The sequence below is a fragment of the Vibrio sp. Sgm 5 genome (assembly GCF_026241575.1).
Lineage (GTDB): Bacteria > Pseudomonadota > Gammaproteobacteria > Enterobacterales > Vibrionaceae > Vibrio > Vibrio jasicida.
The window spans coordinates 48,367-68,426 of record NZ_JAPHPY010000004.1; the positions used below are offsets into that span (position 1 = coordinate 48,367).

At 45.3% G+C, this 20,060-nt stretch carries 19 protein-coding genes; 4 read left to right on the forward strand and 15 right to left on the reverse strand.

The window, feature by feature from the left end:
* Positions 1 to 149 precede the first annotated feature (149 nt).
* The 5 genes from OQJ86_RS03470 to OQJ86_RS03490 all read right to left on the reverse strand — a co-directional run bounded on the left by OQJ86_RS03470 (position 150) and on the right by OQJ86_RS03490 (position 3,957).
* Positions 150 to 923: a TatD family hydrolase gene (locus tag OQJ86_RS03470; protein ID WP_038878976.1), complete on the reverse strand. Its 774-nt coding sequence runs from the start codon at positions 921 to 923 to the stop codon at positions 150 to 152.
* On the reverse strand, positions 910 to 1,077 hold the full coding sequence (locus OQJ86_RS03475; RefSeq protein ID WP_157939363.1) for a DUF5363 family protein: 168 nt from the start codon (positions 1,075 to 1,077) through the stop codon (positions 910 to 912). The genes OQJ86_RS03470 and OQJ86_RS03475 overlap by 14 nt, the downstream gene beginning before the upstream one ends.
* A 120-nt stretch (positions 1,078 to 1,197) precedes the next feature.
* The gene (gene prfC, locus OQJ86_RS03480; protein ID WP_038865904.1) at positions 1,198 to 2,787 is read right to left on the reverse strand and encodes a peptide chain release factor 3; all 1,590 of its coding nucleotides are present in this window, start codon (positions 2,785 to 2,787) and stop codon (positions 1,198 to 1,200) included.
* A gap of 303 nt (positions 2,788 to 3,090) precedes the next feature.
* The gene (gene rimI, locus OQJ86_RS03485; RefSeq protein WP_038865902.1) at positions 3,091 to 3,546 is read right to left on the reverse strand and encodes a ribosomal protein S18-alanine N-acetyltransferase; all 456 of its coding nucleotides are present in this window, start codon (positions 3,544 to 3,546) and stop codon (positions 3,091 to 3,093) included.
* A gap of 12 nt (positions 3,547 to 3,558) precedes the next feature.
* Positions 3,559 to 3,957: a DNA polymerase III subunit psi gene (locus OQJ86_RS03490; protein WP_039976184.1), complete on the reverse strand. Its 399-nt coding sequence runs from the start codon at positions 3,955 to 3,957 to the stop codon at positions 3,559 to 3,561.
* Positions 3,958 to 4,020: 63 nt separating this feature from the next.
* Here OQJ86_RS03490 and OQJ86_RS03495 point away from each other — a divergent pair, with 63 nt between their 5' ends.
* Positions 4,021 to 4,473, forward strand: a complete 453-nt coding sequence (locus OQJ86_RS03495) for a hypothetical protein (protein ID WP_038865900.1) — start codon at positions 4,021 to 4,023, stop codon at positions 4,471 to 4,473.
* Positions 4,474 to 4,559: 86 nt separating this feature from the next.
* Here the strand turns inward: OQJ86_RS03495 and OQJ86_RS03500 are convergent, their stop codons facing one another.
* Together OQJ86_RS03500 and ubiT are read right to left on the reverse strand one after the other, a co-directional pair.
* Positions 4,560 to 5,063 carry a GNAT family N-acetyltransferase gene (locus OQJ86_RS03500; RefSeq protein WP_038865898.1) on the reverse strand — a complete coding sequence of 168 codons (504 nt, stop codon included), beginning with the start codon at positions 5,061 to 5,063 and terminating at the stop codon, positions 4,560 to 4,562.
* Positions 5,047 to 5,574: a ubiquinone anaerobic biosynthesis accessory factor UbiT gene (gene ubiT / locus OQJ86_RS03505; RefSeq protein WP_005431915.1), complete on the reverse strand. Its 528-nt coding sequence runs from the start codon at positions 5,572 to 5,574 to the stop codon at positions 5,047 to 5,049. The genes OQJ86_RS03500 and ubiT overlap by 17 nt, the downstream gene beginning before the upstream one ends.
* A 266-nt stretch (positions 5,575 to 5,840) precedes the next feature.
* Here ubiT and OQJ86_RS03510 point away from each other — a divergent pair, with 266 nt between their 5' ends.
* From OQJ86_RS03510 to OQJ86_RS03520, 3 genes are all read left to right on the forward strand, one after another.
* Positions 5,841 to 7,880: an EAL domain-containing protein gene (locus OQJ86_RS03510; RefSeq protein WP_038865896.1), complete on the forward strand. Its 2,040-nt coding sequence runs from the start codon at positions 5,841 to 5,843 to the stop codon at positions 7,878 to 7,880.
* Between the two features lie 149 nt (positions 7,881 to 8,029).
* Entirely contained in the window at positions 8,030 to 9,043 is a 1,014-nt protein-coding gene (gene ubiU / locus OQJ86_RS03515; protein ID WP_038865894.1) for a ubiquinone anaerobic biosynthesis protein UbiU, read from the forward strand.
* A 20-nt stretch (positions 9,044 to 9,063) separates the two neighbouring features.
* Positions 9,064 to 9,942 (forward strand): U32 family peptidase, encoded by an 879-nt coding sequence (locus tag OQJ86_RS03520; RefSeq protein WP_265986361.1) that lies wholly within the window; start codon positions 9,064 to 9,066, stop codon positions 9,940 to 9,942.
* A 71-nt stretch (positions 9,943 to 10,013) separates the two neighbouring features.
* Here OQJ86_RS03520 and vmrA read toward each other — a convergent pair whose 3' ends face one another.
* The 8 genes from vmrA to infB form a co-directional block, all read right to left on the reverse strand.
* The gene (gene vmrA / locus OQJ86_RS03525; RefSeq protein ID WP_038865891.1) at positions 10,014 to 11,360 is read right to left on the reverse strand and encodes a sodium-coupled multidrug efflux MATE transporter VmrA; all 1,347 of its coding nucleotides are present in this window, start codon (positions 11,358 to 11,360) and stop codon (positions 10,014 to 10,016) included.
* 57 nt (positions 11,361 to 11,417) lie between these two features.
* Entirely contained in the window at positions 11,418 to 11,831 is a 414-nt protein-coding gene (locus OQJ86_RS03530; protein ID WP_038865889.1) for a MarR family winged helix-turn-helix transcriptional regulator, read from the reverse strand.
* Positions 11,832 to 11,928: 97 nt separating this feature from the next.
* Positions 11,929 to 12,852: a lipoprotein NlpI gene (nlpI, locus tag OQJ86_RS03535; protein WP_038878965.1), complete on the reverse strand. Its 924-nt coding sequence runs from the start codon at positions 12,850 to 12,852 to the stop codon at positions 11,929 to 11,931.
* A 184-nt stretch (positions 12,853 to 13,036) separates the two neighbouring features.
* The gene (gene pnp / locus OQJ86_RS03540; RefSeq protein WP_038865885.1) at positions 13,037 to 15,169 is read right to left on the reverse strand and encodes a polyribonucleotide nucleotidyltransferase; all 2,133 of its coding nucleotides are present in this window, start codon (positions 15,167 to 15,169) and stop codon (positions 13,037 to 13,039) included.
* Positions 15,170 to 15,488: 319 nt separating this feature from the next.
* The gene (gene rpsO / locus OQJ86_RS03545) at positions 15,489 to 15,758 is read right to left on the reverse strand and encodes a 30S ribosomal protein S15 (RefSeq protein ID WP_005380094.1); all 270 of its coding nucleotides are present in this window, start codon (positions 15,756 to 15,758) and stop codon (positions 15,489 to 15,491) included.
* A gap of 150 nt (positions 15,759 to 15,908) precedes the next feature.
* Entirely contained in the window at positions 15,909 to 16,853 is a 945-nt protein-coding gene (truB, locus tag OQJ86_RS03550) for a tRNA pseudouridine(55) synthase TruB (RefSeq protein WP_038865882.1), read from the reverse strand.
* Positions 16,853 to 17,260, reverse strand: coding sequence for a 30S ribosome-binding factor RbfA (gene rbfA / locus OQJ86_RS03555; protein ID WP_005449148.1), 408 nt, complete (start codon positions 17,258 to 17,260; stop codon positions 16,853 to 16,855). Before rbfA ends, truB begins: the two co-directional genes overlap by 1 nt.
* A gap of 109 nt (positions 17,261 to 17,369) precedes the next feature.
* Entirely contained in the window at positions 17,370 to 20,054 is a 2,685-nt protein-coding gene (gene infB, locus OQJ86_RS03560; protein WP_038865880.1) for a translation initiation factor IF-2, read from the reverse strand.
* Between the last annotated feature and the right edge of the window lie 6 nt (positions 20,055 to 20,060).

Sequence of the window (20,060 nt, forward strand, 5' to 3'; positions counted from 1 at the left end):
AGCGGGGGCAATTATACTCATCCCGAATCAATTAAAGTAATGCCACCCTCACACTTTCTTATAAGATTCATCATTGATTCACTCTCGTTTGTGAGTTATCTCACAATAAGAAGGAAAACGTTTTCGCTTTTAAACACCATCTTTAGATTTTATTCACATATAGAGAAGGCAGAATTGCTATTTTCCCATAGCTGAGACGCAATCGATTGCTTGTTTTCTATATGCAACGCAGACAGCTCATTTAAGACGTAAATGAGTTTTGAAGGGTGATTCGGTTCGCCCTGATAGCCAAGTATAGGCATATCTGGAGCATCGGTTTCGAGTACAAGATGTTGCAGTGGTAACCTTTGAATCGCGTCGCGTGTTTTGTTCGCTCTTGGGTAGGTAATTGTGCCCCCAACTCCGATAAGAAAACCTAATCGAACCCACTCCATCGCCTGTTGATAACTGCCAGAGAAAGCATGCAACACTCCACCTTTCGGCAACTTAGCGGCTTTGACCATTTGGATGAGACGATTGTGTGCTTTTCGGCTGTGTAAAATAACGGGTAGTTCGAATCGTTTTGCCAGTTTGAACTGTAATTTGAGCGCCTGCTCTTGAAGCTCGGCGGGAACCTTGATAGCAAAGTCTAAACCACACTCCCCTATCGCAACGCATTGTCGGTTGCGTGAGGAAAGCAGAGATTCGAGCTCAGGAACAAACTGCTCAAACTCTTGTTGTAGAAAATAGGGATGAAAACCCAGCGCGTAATAAAGGTGAGAGTATTGATTGGCCAGCTCTTGAATACGAGCCCAGTTACTCGGCCCGATAGACGGAATCAAGATACGCTCTACCCCTTGCTCACGAGCGAGGTCGACTTGGTGAGCAAAATCCTGTTGAAAGACGTCAAAGTCAAAATGGCAGTGGGTATCAAACAGTTTCATTATTTGCTTTCCCTTGCTCTGCTTTTTTAGCAGGCTCGTCTTCATGAACTGGGTCTTGTTTATACGGCACACAACTGCGCTTTTGATCAGGCGTCAGCCCCATCTCTTTGCACCAATCGTCATAGCGTTTGAGCCCTTTCTTAAACCAGTCCATCACACTCCCTTTTTAGCTAATAGAATTCGCGTTGCGCCAAATAAAAAGCCGCCGTTAGCTAAGTGTATAGCTAACGGCGGCTTATGATCTAGTACGCAATATAAAGCGAGTTAGATTCGATTAGTGCTCACGAGTCGCACGGAAATCGATATCAGGGAAACGTTCACGCGCTAGGTTTAAGTTAACCATGGTTGGTGCGATATACGTTAGGTTATCGCCACCATCCAACGCTAGGTTAGTTTGGTTCTTACGCTGGAACTCATCCAATTTCTTCGCATCACCACACTCAACCCAACGCGCCGTTGCCACGTTAACGCCTTCGTAGATTGCCTCAACGTTGTATTCTGACTTCAAGCGAGCCACAACCACGTCAAACTGAAGTACACCAACCGCACCAACGATCAAATCGTTGTTTTGTAGTGGACGGAATACCTGTACCGCACCTTCTTCAGAAAGCTGAACCAGACCTTTTAGTAGCTGCTTCTGCTTCAATGGATCTTTTAGACGAATACGACGGAACAGTTCCGGTGCAAAGTTTGGGATACCTGAGAACTTCAACGCTTCACCTTGAGTGAACGTATCACCAATTTGAATCGTACCGTGGTTGTGAAGACCAATGATGTCACCCGCGTAAGCGTGTTCTGCACGAGAGCGGTCACCCGCCATGAAGGTAACCGCATCCGAGATACTCACTTGCTTGCCTAGACGAACGTGGTTCATCTTCATGCCTTGTGTGTAAGTACCCGAAACGATACGCATAAATGCGATACGGTCGCGGTGTTTTGGATCCATGTTTGCTTGAATTTTGAATACAAAACCTGAGAACTTGTCTTCTGTCGCTTCAACGTCACGTTCAACCGCTTGACGAGTCTTCGGTGCTGGAGCCCATTCAGTCAGACCTTCTAGCATATGATCTACACCGAAGTTACCTAGTGCTGTACCGAAGTAAACTGGCGTTAACTCACCCGTTAGGAACGCTTCTTGGTCAAACTCAGGGCAAGCGCCCATTACAAGTTCAAGCTCTTCACGAACGCTTGCTGCCAAGCTTTCACCCACTTTCTCGTCAAGCTCAGGGTTATCTAGGCCTTTGATGATACGAACTTCTTGGATCTCATGACCGTGGCCAGATTCGTACAGAATCGTTTCGTCACGGTGAATATGGTAAACGCCTTTAAACTCTTTACCACAGCCGATTGGCCAGGTAATTGGCGCACACATCATGCCAAGTTCGTTTTCAACCTCGTCCAATACTTCCATTGGGTCACGAACGTCACGGTCAAGTTTGTTCATAAAAGTTACGATTGGTGTGTCGCGCAAACGAGTAACTTCCATCAGCTTACGAGTACGATCCTCGACACCTTTCGCTGCGTCGATAACCATCAAACACGAGTCCACCGCCGTAAGTGTACGGTATGTATCTTCCGAGAAGTCTTCGTGTCCAGGAGTATCAAGTAGGTTAACCAGACAATCGTTGAAAGGAAACTGCATGACAGACGTGGTTACCGAGATACCACGTTCCTTTTCCATTTCCATCCAGTCTGATTTTGCGTGTTGTGCGTTACCACGACCTTTAACCGTACCTGCTTTTTGGATTGCGTTTCCGAATAACAGTACTTTTTCAGTAATGGTGGTTTTACCCGCATCCGGGTGAGAAATAATAGCGAACGTTCTACGCTTAGAAACTTCGCCTAAAAAAAGGGGATTTGACATTAGTTAATCTTCTAAATTACTTTCATGCTCACAAAATGGGCAAGCATATCTACTATTCGATATTGTGCGGTATTCTCGCTTATTATCGCTATGCTAGCAAACTGGAAAGACATGAACTCAATTTGCTCGGTTCATCCTCTCTTTCCCTAGGGCTCACATTCCCTAGCGCCAACAATGGAAAACTAGCTCCACACAAAGAGATGTAAAAAATTCAAAAAATTATTATTACATATTCAATAGCCTCGAAGTCAGATACGCATTTATAGCATAAGTGTTGATGAGGTAATTCGTAATGACTAAAAACTAAATCAAAAATAAGTAACTCATAATGATGGCATCTTCTTTGCCATTGCCCGTTTTAGCAGGGTAATAGTTGTAACGACGATCCACTTCATTAAAGCCCGCTTGTTCATAAATATGAATAGCTGGATGGTTACTTTCACGCACTTCCAACCAAGCGCTCTCTGCTTTTGCTTGTTCACAGTATTCAAGGAAAGCATCCAAAAGCTTCTGACCTAAGCCTTTTCCTTGTTGGTGCGGTGCTATCGCGATATTGAGTAAGGTCACTTCACCCACAATATTCTGCGCATAAAAGTAACCCAATACTTGATGATCTTCCGTCATCACATGATGACAAGCACCTCGACTCGATAAATCTCGAACCAGTGATTCAGCCCAAGGGTGAGAATGTGCTTGCTGCTCAATTTGCCAAACTTGATCTGAGTGTTTAGCTTCCATCGGCGTAATTTGAATCGTCACGCTTTTGCTCCGTTACGAATACGAACAGATCTGCTGCCACAAGGCGCGACGTTGTTCGTTGTTGCCATCAATATCTTTCAGTAGTGGGGAAGTCAGTTGTTTTGCATTAACGCTTGCATCTACTTCACACCCAGCAAACCATACCCACTCCAACTCGTGCTCGCCTAAAGAAGATACTCGGCTCGGTTCTAAATACAGCGCATCGTCGAGCGAGAGTTTAATGCTCTTCAATACACGCTCAAACATCAAAGCTGTCTCGTTTTCAGGACACATTGGCGATACCAATAGGAGTTTACAAGAACTTTGCAAATCCAATAATGGCGACTGATAGCCTTCCAATCTTTCTGGGTGAGTCAGCTCCCATGTGCTGATCCCCATTTCATGTAAATATTGTTTCTCGTTAATTGACATCTTTTGTCACCTATTTGAACGAGGCAATCCTACCAAAATTTCGCATTTAAAGTCAGAGGTGTTATGAAGCTTTTCCAATCATTCGCAATCACATTGCTCATCGCGACCACCAGCTTTACTACTTTTGCTAAGGATAGCAACGATGGTTGGGAGCTGATCGCTGAAAAAACCGTAAACTTCCAAACGGAAACTGATACGGTTGAGCCAAATGGTCTTTTCAAAAATCGTAAATTCAGCAAGATTAAAATCAAGTGTACTCAAGGCACCATGAGCATCAAGAACATGAAAGTGACCATGACTGATGGCAGTGAAAAAAAACTCAAGACCATGGTCGGCACTTTAACCAAGGGCATGTCGACGCGCGCATGGACTCTACCAGGCTCTGAAGATGCTAAATTTAAGCGTCTGGATATGGAATACAAAAGCTGGGGTAACATGACTCTGAATGCCGCAGGTATGAGCAAAAAAGCCAAAATCGAGGTTTGGGGCAAAAAACGTATCCAAGAGCAAGATTAATCCACGTTTTCTCTTTGCGCATCGACAACAAAGCCCGCTTTTTAATGCGGGCTTTGTTTCTCTAAGTCGAGTAGATAGACGGCAAACTACAACTCAGAAAACTCTGGTGAGTAATCAATACGACCTGAACGACCATCACACTGGCCTTCTACTAATTCAGCGACACGGAATGCACCTTGTGGAACTTCCCATGCACAGTCAAAACCCATCTCTTCACCAGCTTCAAAACCTTGACGAGCGTAGTATTCAGGCTCACCTAATACCACACAGACTGGGTAACCAAAATCACGTAAAGAATCGAAACCTTCTTTAATCATTTCAGCTGCAATACCTTGACGACGGTAGTCTTCATGTACCGCCAGTGGTGCAAGCCCTTGCCAAGACAAATCTTCACCGTTTAGCGTCACAGGACTAAACAATGCGTGACCAATGACTTCACCTTCATCTGTACATGCTACCAACGACAAAGTGAGCTTGCCGTTTTCACGCAGGCGCATCACTAGATTGGCTTCCGCCTCAGTGGGGAAAGCATGTTTCAATAGGCGGTCAATGGTCAGAATGTCCGCAGGGGCTTCAGTTCGAATAAGCATTCGCTACTCCGGTTTCTTGTGCTGGTGCTTGAACGCCTTTTTGAACAAAGTCAGCCAGTTGGTTCAGTGCAACCTGCATTGCTTTTGGTAACTGCTCTAAGTCGACACTGTCCATCAGGTTTTTCACTTCCAAGCCAAGCTCGGTGTCACCTTCAATAGAAAGACGACGTTGGAAGAACAGCGTGTCAGGGTCTTCTTTACGACCAGCAATAAGTACTAGGTCGTTAAGGTTACCACTAAAACTCACATCTTCCTGAACCGGTTTCTCTGCTACCACTAACTTTTCATCTTGGTAGCTGATATACCATGCTAAGTTCAAGTCTTTAATCGCAACTTTTAGCCACTTGTCTTCAAGGAACTCAAAATCGCCATCTTCTAGGGCTTCTTTGAACACCATTTTTAGGCCTTCTAACAAGGCTTTTTTCTGAACAGTTTGTGGCAATAACTGGACTGGAGATCGCAAAATTGATGCTGCGTTCTTTACTAGTTGACTGCGAATCTTGTTTAACACGCTAATTATCCGTTACTTTGTCATAAGGTCGTTTATATTACGCAATAGAGTAATACCAGTACCTGTTATGTATCAATAAAACTGTTTGTTTTAGAAGTAGGCAGTTTTACCAACCTTAGCGTCGTTTTTTTGACCTTACGTGTATTATTGACGCTAAGTCGTGGATAAACGCTTTAATAACGGTATGTTCAAAGTTATAGTTATCAAAATAGCGTTTTTATTACACGGACGAATAATCAGGCTCATTGGAGATCGGTAACACCTTAATGCCTTCCCAGCAATTACAACATTGGTTTGCAACGCTAACCTCAAATAGCCCTTTCTTTTTTGCCATTCTTGATAAGAAACACAATTATCGAATGGTAAGTGATCGCTATTGTGACATTGCAGGCTTAGGTCATGATGAAATCATCGGCCTTAACGACAGTCAGGTATTGGGAGAGCAGTTCTACAAAAAGCTCGCGCCCTACTATCAGCGTGCCTTCAAAGGCGAGCATGTCGAAGCAGAAATCACACTCGACGAAACCGATCTCGAAACCAGTTTGCACTTCAGTCTTTCTCCGATTCACGAAGAAAACGAAATCCGTTTTGTGGTTTTTCATGCCGTCGATACATCAGAAAAACAAATTCTGGTTCGCTCTTTAGAAGAATCTGAAAGCAAGTTTGCCAAGCTCACCCAGCTCTTACCTGACGGTTTATTGCTTGTTGAAGATGACATTATCATCTCTGCAAACCCTGCTTCAGCTCGCTTACTGGGGTTAAACTCTCCCCACGAATTACTGGGTGAAGAGCTGACTCGCTTGTTCATTGATGAAAACAGCAAAAAGGTTTTCACCCATCGCATCAGCACGCTGTTATCAGAAAAGCCCTTTGTTTGTTTAACCAGCGCACGTTGTGGATTTGAACGTAAAGTCCAATTGCATGCGGATACTACGGCAATTCTTGGTAGCGAGTCCCAAATCATATTGATCCAAGACGCTGATGATGCGCCAAAACTACTCTCTTCTGCCACCAATGAAGACGCGCACATTGATTCGCTGACCAAGTTGTACAATCGCTTCGGCTTTACTAAACGATTAGAGCAACTGATTAAGAGCCAGACGCCGTTGCTGGTTTTCTACCTCGACATCGATAACTTTAAGAATATCAATGACTCACTTGGCCATCACATCGGTGATAAAGTGATTCAAGAGGTTTCCGCTCGTCTAAAGCGTTCTTTGCCAAACCAAGCAATTATTGGCCATTTAGGCGGCGACGAGTTTGGCATCATCCTGCCTGAGCCTGAAAACACTCGCATGGCGGAGATTTTATCTGAGCGCATTATTTCTCTGATTAACCAACCTTTCGATCTGCACCATTTCAGTAAGCGCCTTGCGTGTTCTATTGGTAGTGTGCGTTACCCAGAAGACGGGCAAGACGCGCGCATTCTGCTACAAAACGCTGATACCGCGATGTACGAAGCAAAGGACCGTGGTCGTAACCGCTTGATTAAATTTAACGATCAGATGAACAAAGAAGCGCGGATGCGTTTGTGGTTAGAGATCGAGCTACAAAAAGCGTTGCAGCAAAACGGCTTGGAAGTCTGGTACCAACCGAAAGTTAACGCCCGCGACTTCAGCATTAACGGAGCCGAAGCGTTAGTACGTTGGAAGCATCCGGTTGAAGGTTACATTAGCCCGGGCGCATTTATCCCTGTCGCTGAGCGTGCAGGCTTGATTGAACACCTTGGTCGCGTGGTCATGCGTGATGTGTTTAACACAGTAAAACGCTGGAAACTGCAAGGTATTCTACCGGGACGCGTGGCGATCAACCTCTCTCCAGAACAGTTTGGGAACCCACAGCTGATCGACTACATGGAGAAGCTACTGCGTACTACCGAACTTGACCCAAGCTGCATTACCTTCGAGCTAACAGAAAGTGCGGTAATGAGCGACAGCGAACACACGCTGCAAATGCTTAATGCGATCAAGAAGCTGGGTTTCGCATTGTCTATTGATGACTTCGGTACGGGTTACTCTTCCCTTTCCTACTTAGCTCGCTTCCCTATCGATGAACTAAAAATCGACCGCGCGTTTATCAACGACATCGATACGCTCCCGAAACAAGTAACAGTGATTGAGAACATCATCAACCTTGGTAAATCATTGGATTTGACCGTGGTCGCCGAAGGTGTGGAAACCCACCAACAAGCAACACTGCTATCGAACCTGCAATGTAACTCGATTCAGGGCTTCCATTTTTACCGTCCTCAACCTAAACACGAGGTGGAAGAGTTGTTTGCGCAAAACCGCCGTCATAAGAACTGATCTCAACTGCAACAAAATCTGAGTGTTACCCCTTACTCTCAAGGGGTAAATCTCAACTTTATTGAGCTAAACCTAACTTAGGTCAATTTCGCTATTCATAATTCTTCATAAAATGCGGGCACCTTTTTATTCTCTAAAATTGTGAGCATATGGAACTCTTGTGTCCTGCGGGTAACTTGCCTGCGCTAAAAACCGCGATTGATTGCGGTGCAGACGCCGTCTATATCGGCTTTAAAGACGACACCAACGCTCGTCACTTTGCTGGTCTTAACTTTAACGGCAAAAAGCTAGAAAAAGCGGTGCAATACGTTCATGACCGCAACAAAAAGATCCACGTTGCGCTCAACACCTTTGCCCATCCAAATGGCTTTGATCGCTGGACAAATGCCGTCGATAACGCAGCGGCTCTTGGTGTTGATGCTTTGATTGTCGCTGACATTGCGGTTCTGGAATACGCTGCTCGCAAATACCCTGAACTAGAATTGCACTTATCTGTGCAAGCCTCAGCGACCAACGTTGCGGCTGTTGATTTCTACAAACAAAACTTCAACGTGAAGCGCGTTGTACTGCCTCGCGTATTGTCTATCCATCAGGTAAAACAGCTTTCTCGCAACATCACCAGCGATGTCGAGCTGGAAGTCTTTGCTTTTGGTAGTTTGTGCATCATGTCAGAAGGTCGTTGTTACTTGTCGTCTTACATGACCGGCGAGTCACCAAACACCGTGGGTGCGTGTTCTCCAGCGAAATACGTTCGCTGGCAAGAAACAGAAAACGGTCTGGAATCTCGTCTTAACGACATCCTGATCGATCGCTACAGCGCCGGTGAAAACGCGGGCTACCCAACCTTGTGTAAAGGTCGTTTCGACGCTGAAATTGAAGGCGAGAAGAAACGCTACCACGCACTGGAAGAGCCAACCAGTTTAAACACCCTTTCTATGATACCTGAGCTGTTTGCGGCAAATGTGGCTTCAGTAAAAATTGAAGGCCGCCAACGTAGCCCTGCGTACGTAGAACAAGTAACGCGCACATGGCGTGCAGCGATTGATCGTTACCAAGCAAACCCAGAGGCTTACCAAGTAGAAGCGGCTTGGGATGCAGCGTTGGCAAACGTATCGGAAGGTACGCAAACCACACTTGGTGCTTACCACCGTAAATGGCAGTAGAGGTTAAGATGGATAACTCAATGAAATACGCACTTGGTCCGCTGTTGTACTTCTGGCCAAAGCAAGATATTGAAGCGTTTTATGAGCAAGCAAAATCAAGTTCTGCGGACATCATCTATCTAGGTGAAACCGTGTGTTCAAAACGTCGAGAGATGAAACCTGCGCACTGGTTTGATATTGCGAAAGAACTGTCTACATCTGGTAAACAAGTGGTGCTTTCAACGATGGCACTATTAGAAGCGCCAAGTGAAGTCAACATCATGAAAAAGTACATCGACAACGGTGACTTCACGATTGAAGCTAACGACGTATCTGCGGTTCAACTGGCTTCTGAACACAAAGTGCCTTTCGTAGTAGGCCCAGCGGTTAATACATACAACGCCCACACGCTTAACTTGTTCCTAAAACAAGGCATGACCCGCTGGTGTATGCCAGTAGAGCTATCGCGTGAGTGGCTCAGCAACACGCTGGTTCAATGTGACGAGCTGGGTATTCGCAATAAGTTTGAAGTGGAAGTTTTCAGCCATGGTTACCTGCCACTGGCTTACTCGGCACGCTGCTTTACCGCTCGTGCAGAAAACAAAGCCAAAGACGACTGCGAAACTTGCTGTATTAAGTACCCAACAGGTATCCAAGTCAGCAGCCAAGAAGGTCAAGAAGTCTTCAACCTAAATGGCATTCAGACTCAATCGGGTTACTGCTACAACTTGGTCAATGATCTCCCGAGCATGGAAGGTTTGGTTGATGTGGTTCGTCTAAGCCCACTCGGTATCAGTACCTTCTCTGAACTAGACCAATTCCGTTCAAACGAGAAAGGCACTAACCCAGGCAAGATCCAAGACCGCCAATGTAACGGTTATTGGCATCAGCTTGCTGGCTTAGAAGTGAAGAACATCTAAGCCCTTCTCAGGGTTTTCAAGCCAATAAAAAAGCGAGGTGTTAACCTCGCTTTTTCGTTTGCGTTTTTCGATTAAGAAACTTGAACACTCGGCTCTACAGTACTCTCATTCATTAACTTCTTAATATCACGCCACAACATACTCATCACCACTAAGCTCAAAGCAATGTTAGACAGTGGGAATGCAATCCAAATACCAGTTACACCAAATAGCTTGGGCATAATAAACAAGAACGGTAATTGGATAACCATGTTGCCAATGGTCACAAACATGGCTTTGCTGCCTTTGTTCACCGATTGGTAGTACGCCGCAGCAACCACTAAGAAACCATCCAAGAACAATGCAAACATATGGAGGCGAATGCCGACTACTGTCGCATCAATCAGGTTTTGATCGGCATTGTTGAACACCGAGACAAACTCATACGGGAAGATGTTCATCAAAATAACAAACGCGACACCACCGAGCACTGACGTGCCCATTGCGACCTTCAACAGCTTACGAATATTGTCTTGGTTGCGTGCGCCATGGTTATAGCTTACTAAAGGCTGCATACCATTAGCGATGCCTTCCGCGATCAAGTAGTAGACCGTAACGATATAACCCAAGATGGCGTAAGCACCAATTAACAGAGCGCTACCATACTGAGCAAACAGCGCGTTGTGCAGCGCGACCATCATTGAGCCGTATGCGTACATGAAGAAGCTTGATGTGCCGATCATGACAATTTTAGGGATAACATCAAACTGCATCTTCAAGTCACTGAAAGACAAACGCATGTTGGCTCTGGAAGTAAAGAAGTATCCCACACCAAGAATGGTGACCACCATCTGTGCTAACGCAGTCGCAATAGCTGCGCCCTCAAGCTCCCAACCAAGCCAAGCAATAAACAGGTAATCAAGCACGATATTGATCACGGCACCAATCACCATCAAGATGGTGGCTAAGTTCGGGCTATCATCGTTACGCAGCAAAAACGGCACTGCGATTGAACCTAACGAGAACACACACGCCACGCTTAAGATGTGCAGGTACTGCAAACCAAGTTCGTATACTCGCCCTTCAGCCCCTTGCCAACCAATAAAGTCATCAGCGAAGAAGAACAAAGTTGTTGCTACGACAGGCATCAAAGCAACTAAAAGCAAAAGACCAGTTGAAAGAATACGTTTAGCACCTTCACTGTCTTTTTCACCTTGTTTGATAGAGGCGAGTGCACCCGTACCTACGCCTACCATCATACCAATACCAAGTATCGAGCCAATGATCGGCCAGGCTACATTGATCCCGGCTAATCCATCAGCCCCTACATAACGACCGATAAAAATGCCATCTACGACTTGATATAAGCCGTTGACCAACATGGCTGCAACGGTCGGAATTGTGTATTTCCAAAACTGTTTATATATAGAGTTTTGCATGACTACCACCAATAGTTAGCAAGGCTAACTAAATAGATAAAAGAATAAAATGTATGTTTAGTTTCCGAGCGCTTTATCCAGTAGCGCTTTCAGTTGCTGTGCTTCTTGTTTATCAAGTTTACGCACGAGTTGTTCAGAAATATCCTTGTAAACCACTTGCTCTAACGACATTTCTTGAATGACTTCTTCCGTTAAAAGAACACGCTTTGAACGTGCATCTTCATTACAAGCAATGCGTTGTACTAATCCTTTTTTCTCCAAACGAACCACCATGTTAGAAGCGGAAGGTTTTGTCACCTGAAGATCCTCAGCAAGGTCCGTAATTCGAACTCCCTCTGGGTAAAGCTGGATCACTCGTAGATAATCAAACTCGTTAAAGCTCAAATGAGAAAGCGGATCTTCCTTGGCATAAACACGCCACGCTTTTGCACAAAAACGTTCCAAATCAATCAAGCTTTTTTCTAATGCCATTGAGTACAATCCATTTAGTTAGCAAGGCTAACTATTTTAGTGAAGAGGTTCAAAATCTTCAAGCACAAAAAAGCCGCTCTAAGTGAGCGGCCTTCTGTCATTTTGCTTCTTCTTTTTGTTGCTCGGCTTTGAGCTTAGCCAGCTGTTCTTGTTGTAGCCTATCGTATATTTGAGCCAACTCTAGGAAAGAGTAACGATGCTCAACATACTCATACACATTGAAAGAAATCGCCAATTTATACAAGGCAATGGCATCAGCCACATCCCCTTCCAGTTGATAGCGCTTACCTAAATAAAAGTAGGTTTCTGTCAGGCGCTCCGCAAGGCGGTAATTTTCACGCGTGCCATCCATAATAGCTTTAAGTGCGGCATCATCTGACACATCACGAAGCATAATGGCAACAAGCACCCATCCCCACTCTTCGCTGCGATCACGTTGGTAGCGTTTTTCTAAGTTCGCTTTCGCTTGCTCGGGGTTTTGCTCTGCTTCTATGATGTATAACCATAATGCACGGAATGGGTCACTAGGCATCTCTTCGTAGTGCTTAGTCATGTCCTCTAAAGCAAGATCAATTCGACCGCCGTAGTACAACGCAATGGCTCGATTACGTTCTGCGTAAGAGTTTTCTGGTGCTAATTCTAACGTTGAGTCAAAGGCTTCATAAGCCGCATCAAACTCACCTACCTGGGTAAAGTACACCCCAAGTAAGTTAAATATATCAGGTTGAGCAGGGTTTAATTGTAGAGACTGGTTGAAGTCCAAACGAGCAAGATCACGAAGACCAACACTGTCGTAGTAGTTACCACGTTCGTAATGCATTTTTGCGCGCACTTCATCACTTAGGTCAGGGCGTTGTAAAAGCTGAGACAGACGCGCGATCTGAACCTCTTGTTGAACACTCGGCTGCAGAGGAACTGCCATCGGTGGATAGATCCATTTCTCCGATGATTGTTGAGATGTATTAGCACAACCGGTCAGCGCGATAGCAACACATAAACTTGCGGTTTGAAACCATTTCACTAATTAGTACTCCTGTTTGGACCGCTCTGGGTCTGTTTCTCTTTTATGCACTATAGGATAGTTAACCTCATTTGAGGGTAAATACTTCGAAACAAACCAAAAAAAAGGGGAGCGAAAATGCTCCCCTTTTATAGCATGCTTTCAGGCTCTTAAGCTAATAAAAGACCAAAAGTCGAAACTAAGATTACTCACCTTTAGCTTCAGATGCGTCAGACGCCTCTTCTGCTGGCTTCTCTACTGCTTCTTTCATGCTTAGACGTACACGGCCTTGACGGTCGATTTCAAGAACTTTAACTTGAACTTCTTGACCTTCAGCTAGGTAGTCAGACACTTTCTCAACACGCTTCTCAGCGATTTGTGAGATATGTACTAGACCATCTTTACCTGGAAGGATAGTAACGAATGCACCAAAGTCTGCTAGACGAGCTACTTTACCAGTGTAGATACGGCCTACTTCAACTTCAGCAGTGATCTCTTCGATACGGCGGATAGCTTCTTTCGCTGCAGCACCTTCAGTTGCTGCAATCTTGATAGTACCGTCGTCTTCGATTTCGATAGTTGTACCAGTTTCTTCCGTTAGAGCACGGATAACTGCACCACCTTTACCGATAACGTCTTTGATCTTCTCTGAGCTGATCTTCATTGTATGAATGCGAGGAGCAAATTCAGAGATGTCTTCACGAGCACCAGAGATTGCTTCATCCATTACAGATAGGATGTGCTTACGTGCACCTTGAGCTTGGTTAAGCGCAATTTGCATGATCTCTTTAGTGATACCTTCGATCTTGATGTCCATTTGAAGTGCAGTGATACCAGATTGAGTACCTGCTACTTTAAAGTCCATGTCGCCTAGGTGGTCTTCGTCACCAAGGATGTCAGAAAGAACAACGAAATCGTCACCTTCTTTAACAAGACCCATTGCGATACCCGCAACAGAAGACTTGATTGGCACACCTGCATCCATAAGAGCAAGAGAAGTACCACATACAGAAGCCATTGATGAAGAACCGTTAGATTCTGTGATTTCTGATACTACACGTACTGTGTATGGGAACTCATCTACAGATGGCATTACTGCAGCGATACCACGCTTAGCCAGTTTACCGTGGCCGATTTCACGACGCTTTGGAGAACCTACAAAACCTGTTTCACCTACACAGTATGGAGGGAAGTTGTAGTGTAGTAGGAAGTGATCTTTACGCTCACCAGTTAGCTCATCAATGATTTGAGCGTCACGTTGTGTACCTAGAGTCGCTGTAACGATCGCCTGAGTTTCACCACGAGTGAATAGCGCGCTACCGTGAGTACGTGGAAGAACGCCAGTACGTACGTCTAGCGCACGAACCATGTCTTTCTCACGACCATCGATACGTGGGTTACCAGCGATGATGCTACGACGTACAACTGTCTTCTCTAGATCGTGGAAGATAGTGTGGATTTCTTTTGTGTTCGCTTCTGGATCTTCAGCAAGTAGCACTTCGTTTACTTCTGCCGCGATTTCGTGAATGCGGTCGTAACGAGCCATCTTTTCTGTGATTTGGTAAGCTTCAACAAGTTTCGCTTCTGCTAGCTCAGCAATCTTGTTGTTAAGCGCAGTGTTCTCTTCAGGAGCAACCCAATCCCAAGCAGGAGTAGCAACTTCAGCTTTGAATTCGTTAATCGCGTTGATAACAACTTGTTGTTGGTCGTGACCGTAAACAACCGCAGCTAGCATTTCTTCTTCAGTTAGGTTGTCTGCTTCTGACTCAACCATTAGTACCGCAGATTCTGTACCTGCAACCACTAGGTCTAGCTTAGATGCATCTAGCTCTGTGTTGCTTGGGTTTAGAACAAGTTGGCCATCAACGTGACCAACACGCGCAGCACCGATAGGACCGTTGAACGGGATACCAGAGATAGCAAGCGCAGCAGAAGTACCGATCATTGTTACGATATCTGGCTGAACGTCTGGGTTTACAGACATTACTGTCGCGATAACCTGAACTTCGTTTTTGAATGCATCAGGGAATAGTGGACGAATTGGGCGGTCAATTAGACGAGCTGTTAGCGTTTCGCCTTCAGAAGGACGGCCTTCACGCTTGAAGAAACCACCAGGGATTTTACCTGCCGCGTAAGTACGCTCTTGGTAGTTTACTGTTAGTGGGAAGAAATCTTGGCCTGCAACCGCTTCTTTCTTACCTACAACTGAAACGAATACTGCTGTATCGTCCATTGTAACCATTACTGCAGCCGTAGCTTGACGTGCGATAACGCCAGTTTCTAGAGTAACTGTGTGGTTACCGTACTGGAACGTTTTAACAACTGGTTTTTCGAACATTGTTATTCCTTGTTTCCGAGCGTTCTTTACGAATAAAGGCGCCTCAGAGTGTGTTAATTGACACTCAAGGTATTACGAATCGCGACTAGTAAAAATGGACTGAGTCAGACTGAAGTACACTTTTAATAGTCGCGACCTTTTGGTCGACTTGGTTGACTGTAATACGATGAGCTTAGTGAAAATCTCAAAACGAGATTTAGCCGCGTGTAGTATAACGGCATAAGTTTGATTTGGCTAAGTTATAGCAGCCAAAATAAGTAACGGGCAACAAAAAAGGGGCATAAAGCCCCTTTTAGACAAACTGCTATGCAGTCGCTTATTAGCGACGTAGGCCTAGACGCTTGATTAGGTCTTGGTAGCGAGCTAGATTTTTACCTTTTAGGTAATCTAGAAGCTTACGACGACGAGAAACCATACGTAGAAGACCACGACGGCTGTGGTGATCGCCTTTGTGTGCTTTGAAGTGACCTTGTAGGTGGTTGATAGAAGCTGTAAGTAGAGCTACTTGAACTTCTGGTGAACCAGTGTCGCCTTCGCCTTGTGCGTATTCTGCAACGATTGCTGCTTTAGTTTCTGCATTCAGAGACATAATTCTCTCCTAATAAGAGTAAGTTTAAAGTTGTAGCAGCCAATCTCTGATTCAGCCGCTACGCGAAGCGCGAATTATAGGGAAGTTTCCTTATCCGCGCAATACAAAAATACCGGCGATTTCGCCGGTATTTTCAATTCATTGGTGAGCTTATGCTTCGTCACGGAAAACCACTAAACGCTTTGGTGCCACTTTTCCGTCATCGTTTAGTTCAGCGACTCCGATGAAAAGTTTCTCTTCACCTGAAGTCATGCGAAGTGGCGTACCAGCAGGTGCGCCGAACACCTGTACAGGCATACCATGCTGAACAAGATTGGTAAGCTCTGCATTGAGGTTTACTTCTGGTAAATCTTCAACCGCAGTATCCATTGGTAGCAATAACGGATCAAGCAGCTCTTTTGGCGCAACTTCATCGCGATGAGCTTGCTCCAGAAGTTCGTTTAACTGCTCTAACGTCACCATTTTCTCATATGGGTACTTAGCAACACCCGTACGACGCAGCATCGTCACGTGCGCACCACAACCAAGCATTTCACCAAGATCATCAACGATAGTACGGATGTACGTGCCTTTAGAACAATGTACTTCCATCTCAACTTCATCGCCTTCAAAACGGTGAAGCACAATTTCGTATACCATGATCTTACGAGACTCACGTGGTACTTCGATACCTTTACGCGCGTACTCATACAATGGTTTACCTTGGTACTTCAATGCAGAGAACATTGAAGGTACTTGGTCTGATTCACCACGGAACGTGTCGATGCACGCTTCTAACTTCTCAAGGTTCACGTCAACTGGACGCGTCTCTACCACTTCGCCATCAGAGTCAGACGTATCAGTACGCTCACCCAACTTTGCGATTACGCGGTAGCGCTTGTCTGAATCCAACAAGAACTGAGAGAACTTAGTTGCTTCGCCTAAGCAGATTGGCAACATGCCCGTCGCTAGTGGGTCCAATGCACCCGTATGACCTGCTTTTTCAGCAAAGAAAATACGTTTTACTTTTTGCAGTGCATCATTTGAAGAAATACCTGTTGGTTTGTCCAACAAGATAACGCCATTAATTGGACGACCTTTACGACGACGAGCCATTACTCTTCCCCTGCCTGATCTTCTTCGCGACCTGAATCTTGCTGTTTACGTTTATCTTCGCTCACAACTTCAGACACTAGGTTCGACATACGCATACCTTCTACTAGTGTGTTGTCGTAGTAGAAACGGATTTCAGGCGTTAGACGTAGGCGAATACGCTTACCAAGCATCATACGGATGTGCACTTCGTGCTCACGTAGTGCTGCTAGGCATGATTCTGGCGTTTGCTCACCCACACATAGGAAAGTAACGAATACTTTTGCGTAAGCAAGATCGCGTGATACTTCTACATCAGAAATCGTAACCATGCCTAGGCGAGAGTCACGAACTTCACGTTGAAGGATCATCGCAAGTTCTTTTTGCAGCTGCTGTGATACGCGCTGCGTGCGGCTAAATTCTTTTGACATATTCATTCTCTTAAATAGAAAGAATGGGGGGATGGTCAAGCCAGCCCCCCATGGTGTATTCAACAACCAATTACTATTTGTCTTTCAGACGTTTAGTAATTTTAGTCAATTAGTCTAGAGTACGTTTGATTTCAACGATTTCGAATACTTCGATCTGGTCGCCAACGCGAACGTCGTTGTAGTTCTTAACGCCGATACCACACTCGTAGCCATTCTTAACTTCTTGAACGTCATCTTTAAAGCGACGAAGTGATTCTAGCTCACCTTCGTAGATAACAACGTTGTCGCGTAGAACGCGGATTGGGTTGTTACGCTTAATCAGACCTTCAGTAACCATACAACCAGCGATTGCACCCAGTTTCGGTGACTTAAATACGTCACGTACTTCAGCAAGACCAATGATTTCTTGCTTGAATTCTGGAGCAAGCATACCGCCCATTGCTTGTTTAACTTCGTCAATCAATTGGTAAATGATTGAGTAGTAACGTAGATCAACGCTTGCTGCTTCAATCGCACGACGAGCAGAAGCATCAGCACGAACGTTAAAGCCAAGGATGATTGCGTTAGAAGCTTCTGCAAGTACTGCATCAGTTTCAGTAATACCACCAACACCAGAACCAACGATGTTCACTTTCACTTCGTCAGTAGACAGTTTCAGTAGTGAGTCTGCAATCGCTTCTACAGAACCTTGTACGTCTGCTTTTAGTACTACGTTTAGTTCAGCAACTTCACCAGCAGTCATATTAGAGAACATGTTCTCTAGTTTAGATTTCTGCTGACGAGCAAGTTTCACTTCACGGAACTTACCAGCACGGTAGTTTGCTACTTCACGTGCTTTACGCTCGTCACGTACTACTGTTGCTTCATCACCTGAAGATGGTACGCCTGAAAGACCTAGGATCTCTACAGGGATAGATGGACCAGCTTGAGTGATTTCTTGACCTAGTTCGTCACGCATTGCACGAACACGACCGTATTCTTGGCCACAAAGAACGATATCGCCTTTGTTTAGCGTACCTGATTGAACAAGTACGGTTGCAACTGGACCACGACCTTTATCTAGGCGAGATTCAACAACAACACCAGACGCCATGCCTTCAGCTACAGCCGTAAGTTCAAGAACTTCAGACTGAAGAAGGATAGCTTCTAGAAGACCATCGATATTTGTACCCTGTTTAGCAGAGATGTGAACAAACATGTTCTCACCGCCCCACTCCTCAGGGATTACGTCGTATTGAGCTAGCTCATTCTTAACGTTATCTGGGTTCGCGTCTTCTTTATCGATCTTGTTCACAGCAACAATCAGAGGAACACCAGCCGCTTTCGCGTGCTGAATCGCTTCAACTGTTTGTGGCATTACGCCATCGTCTGCTGCTACAACAAGAACAACGATATCTGTCGCTTGAGCACCACGAGCACGCATTGCAGTAAACGCTGCGTGTCCAGGAGTATCAAGGAACGTGATCATACCGTTGTCAGTTTCAACGTGGTAAGCACCGATGTGCTGTGTGATACCACCCGCTTCGCCTGAAGCAACGTGTGTACGACGGATGTAGTCAAGTGTTGACGTTTTACCGTGGTCAACGTGACCCATGATAGTTACAACTGGAGCGCGAGGTACTGCTTCTGCGTTAGTGTCGCGATCAGATAGTACTGCTTCTTCCAGTTCGTTCTCTTTACGAAGAACGACCTTGTGACCCATTTCTTCAGCAACAAGTTGTGCTGTTTCTTGGTCGATCACTTGGTTGATAGTCGCCATAGCGCCCATCTTCATCATCACTTTGATAACTTCTGTCGCTTTAACCGACATCTTGTTAGCAAGTTCAGAAAGAACGATTGTTTCGCCAATTACTACGTCTTGTTTTGCTACAGTCGCAGACTTATCGAAACCGTGTTGCATTGAAGTTGGCTTAGCAAGTTTGCCTTTGTTACGGCCCTTACCACCACGTTGGTTACGACCACCACGTGACTGCTCTTCTCTAGCTGGTTTCTTCTTCTTACGACGAGCACCGCCTTCTTCTTTACGGTCAGCTGCATCTTCAGCTTCACGAGCGTACGTAGAAGTGGTTACGTGGTAGTCAGAGTTTTCAAGTTCTTTCTTCTTAGACTCTTCTTCAGACCAACGAGCTTCGTTTTCTTCTGCAAGTTTACGAGCTTCTTCAACAAGCTTAGCTGCTTCTTGCTCAGCTTTACGTTGGGCTTCTTCTTCCTGACGACGCTTTAGCTCGTCAGCTTCTTTCTTCGCTTGCGTATTAACATCCGCATTTTTTGCATTCATGTCTTTCTTAGCCTTTTCAGCTTGTGCGCGTTTTGCCTTTTCTTCAGCGTCACGTTTTGCATCCGCTTCACGTTTCACTTTCTCTTCGGCTTCGCGCTGTGCTTTCTCTGCAGCTTCACGTTTGGCTTGTTCTTCTGCCTCACGCTTCGCAAGCTCTTCAGCTTCACGCTTTGCTGCTTCCTCAGCCTCACGTTTTGCATCGTCTTCGATAGTGCTGCGCTTCACATACGTGCGCTTCTTACGCACTTCTACTTGAACATCCTTACTTTTGCCGCCACCTGCTGCAACACTTAGTGTGCTGCGAGTCTTACGCTGAAGCGTCAGTCTAGTAGGTTCAGATTCGCCCGACGTATCGCCGTGCTCTTTCTTCAGGTGAGAGAGAAGCTTTTGCTTCTCTTCATCCGATACATGGTCAGAACTCGCTTTGTTCATGCCAGCGTCAGCAAGTTGTTCCATTAAGCGGTCGACTGGAGTACCAATCTCTTCACTCAGAGCTTTAACTGTTAATTGTGTCATGCCGCT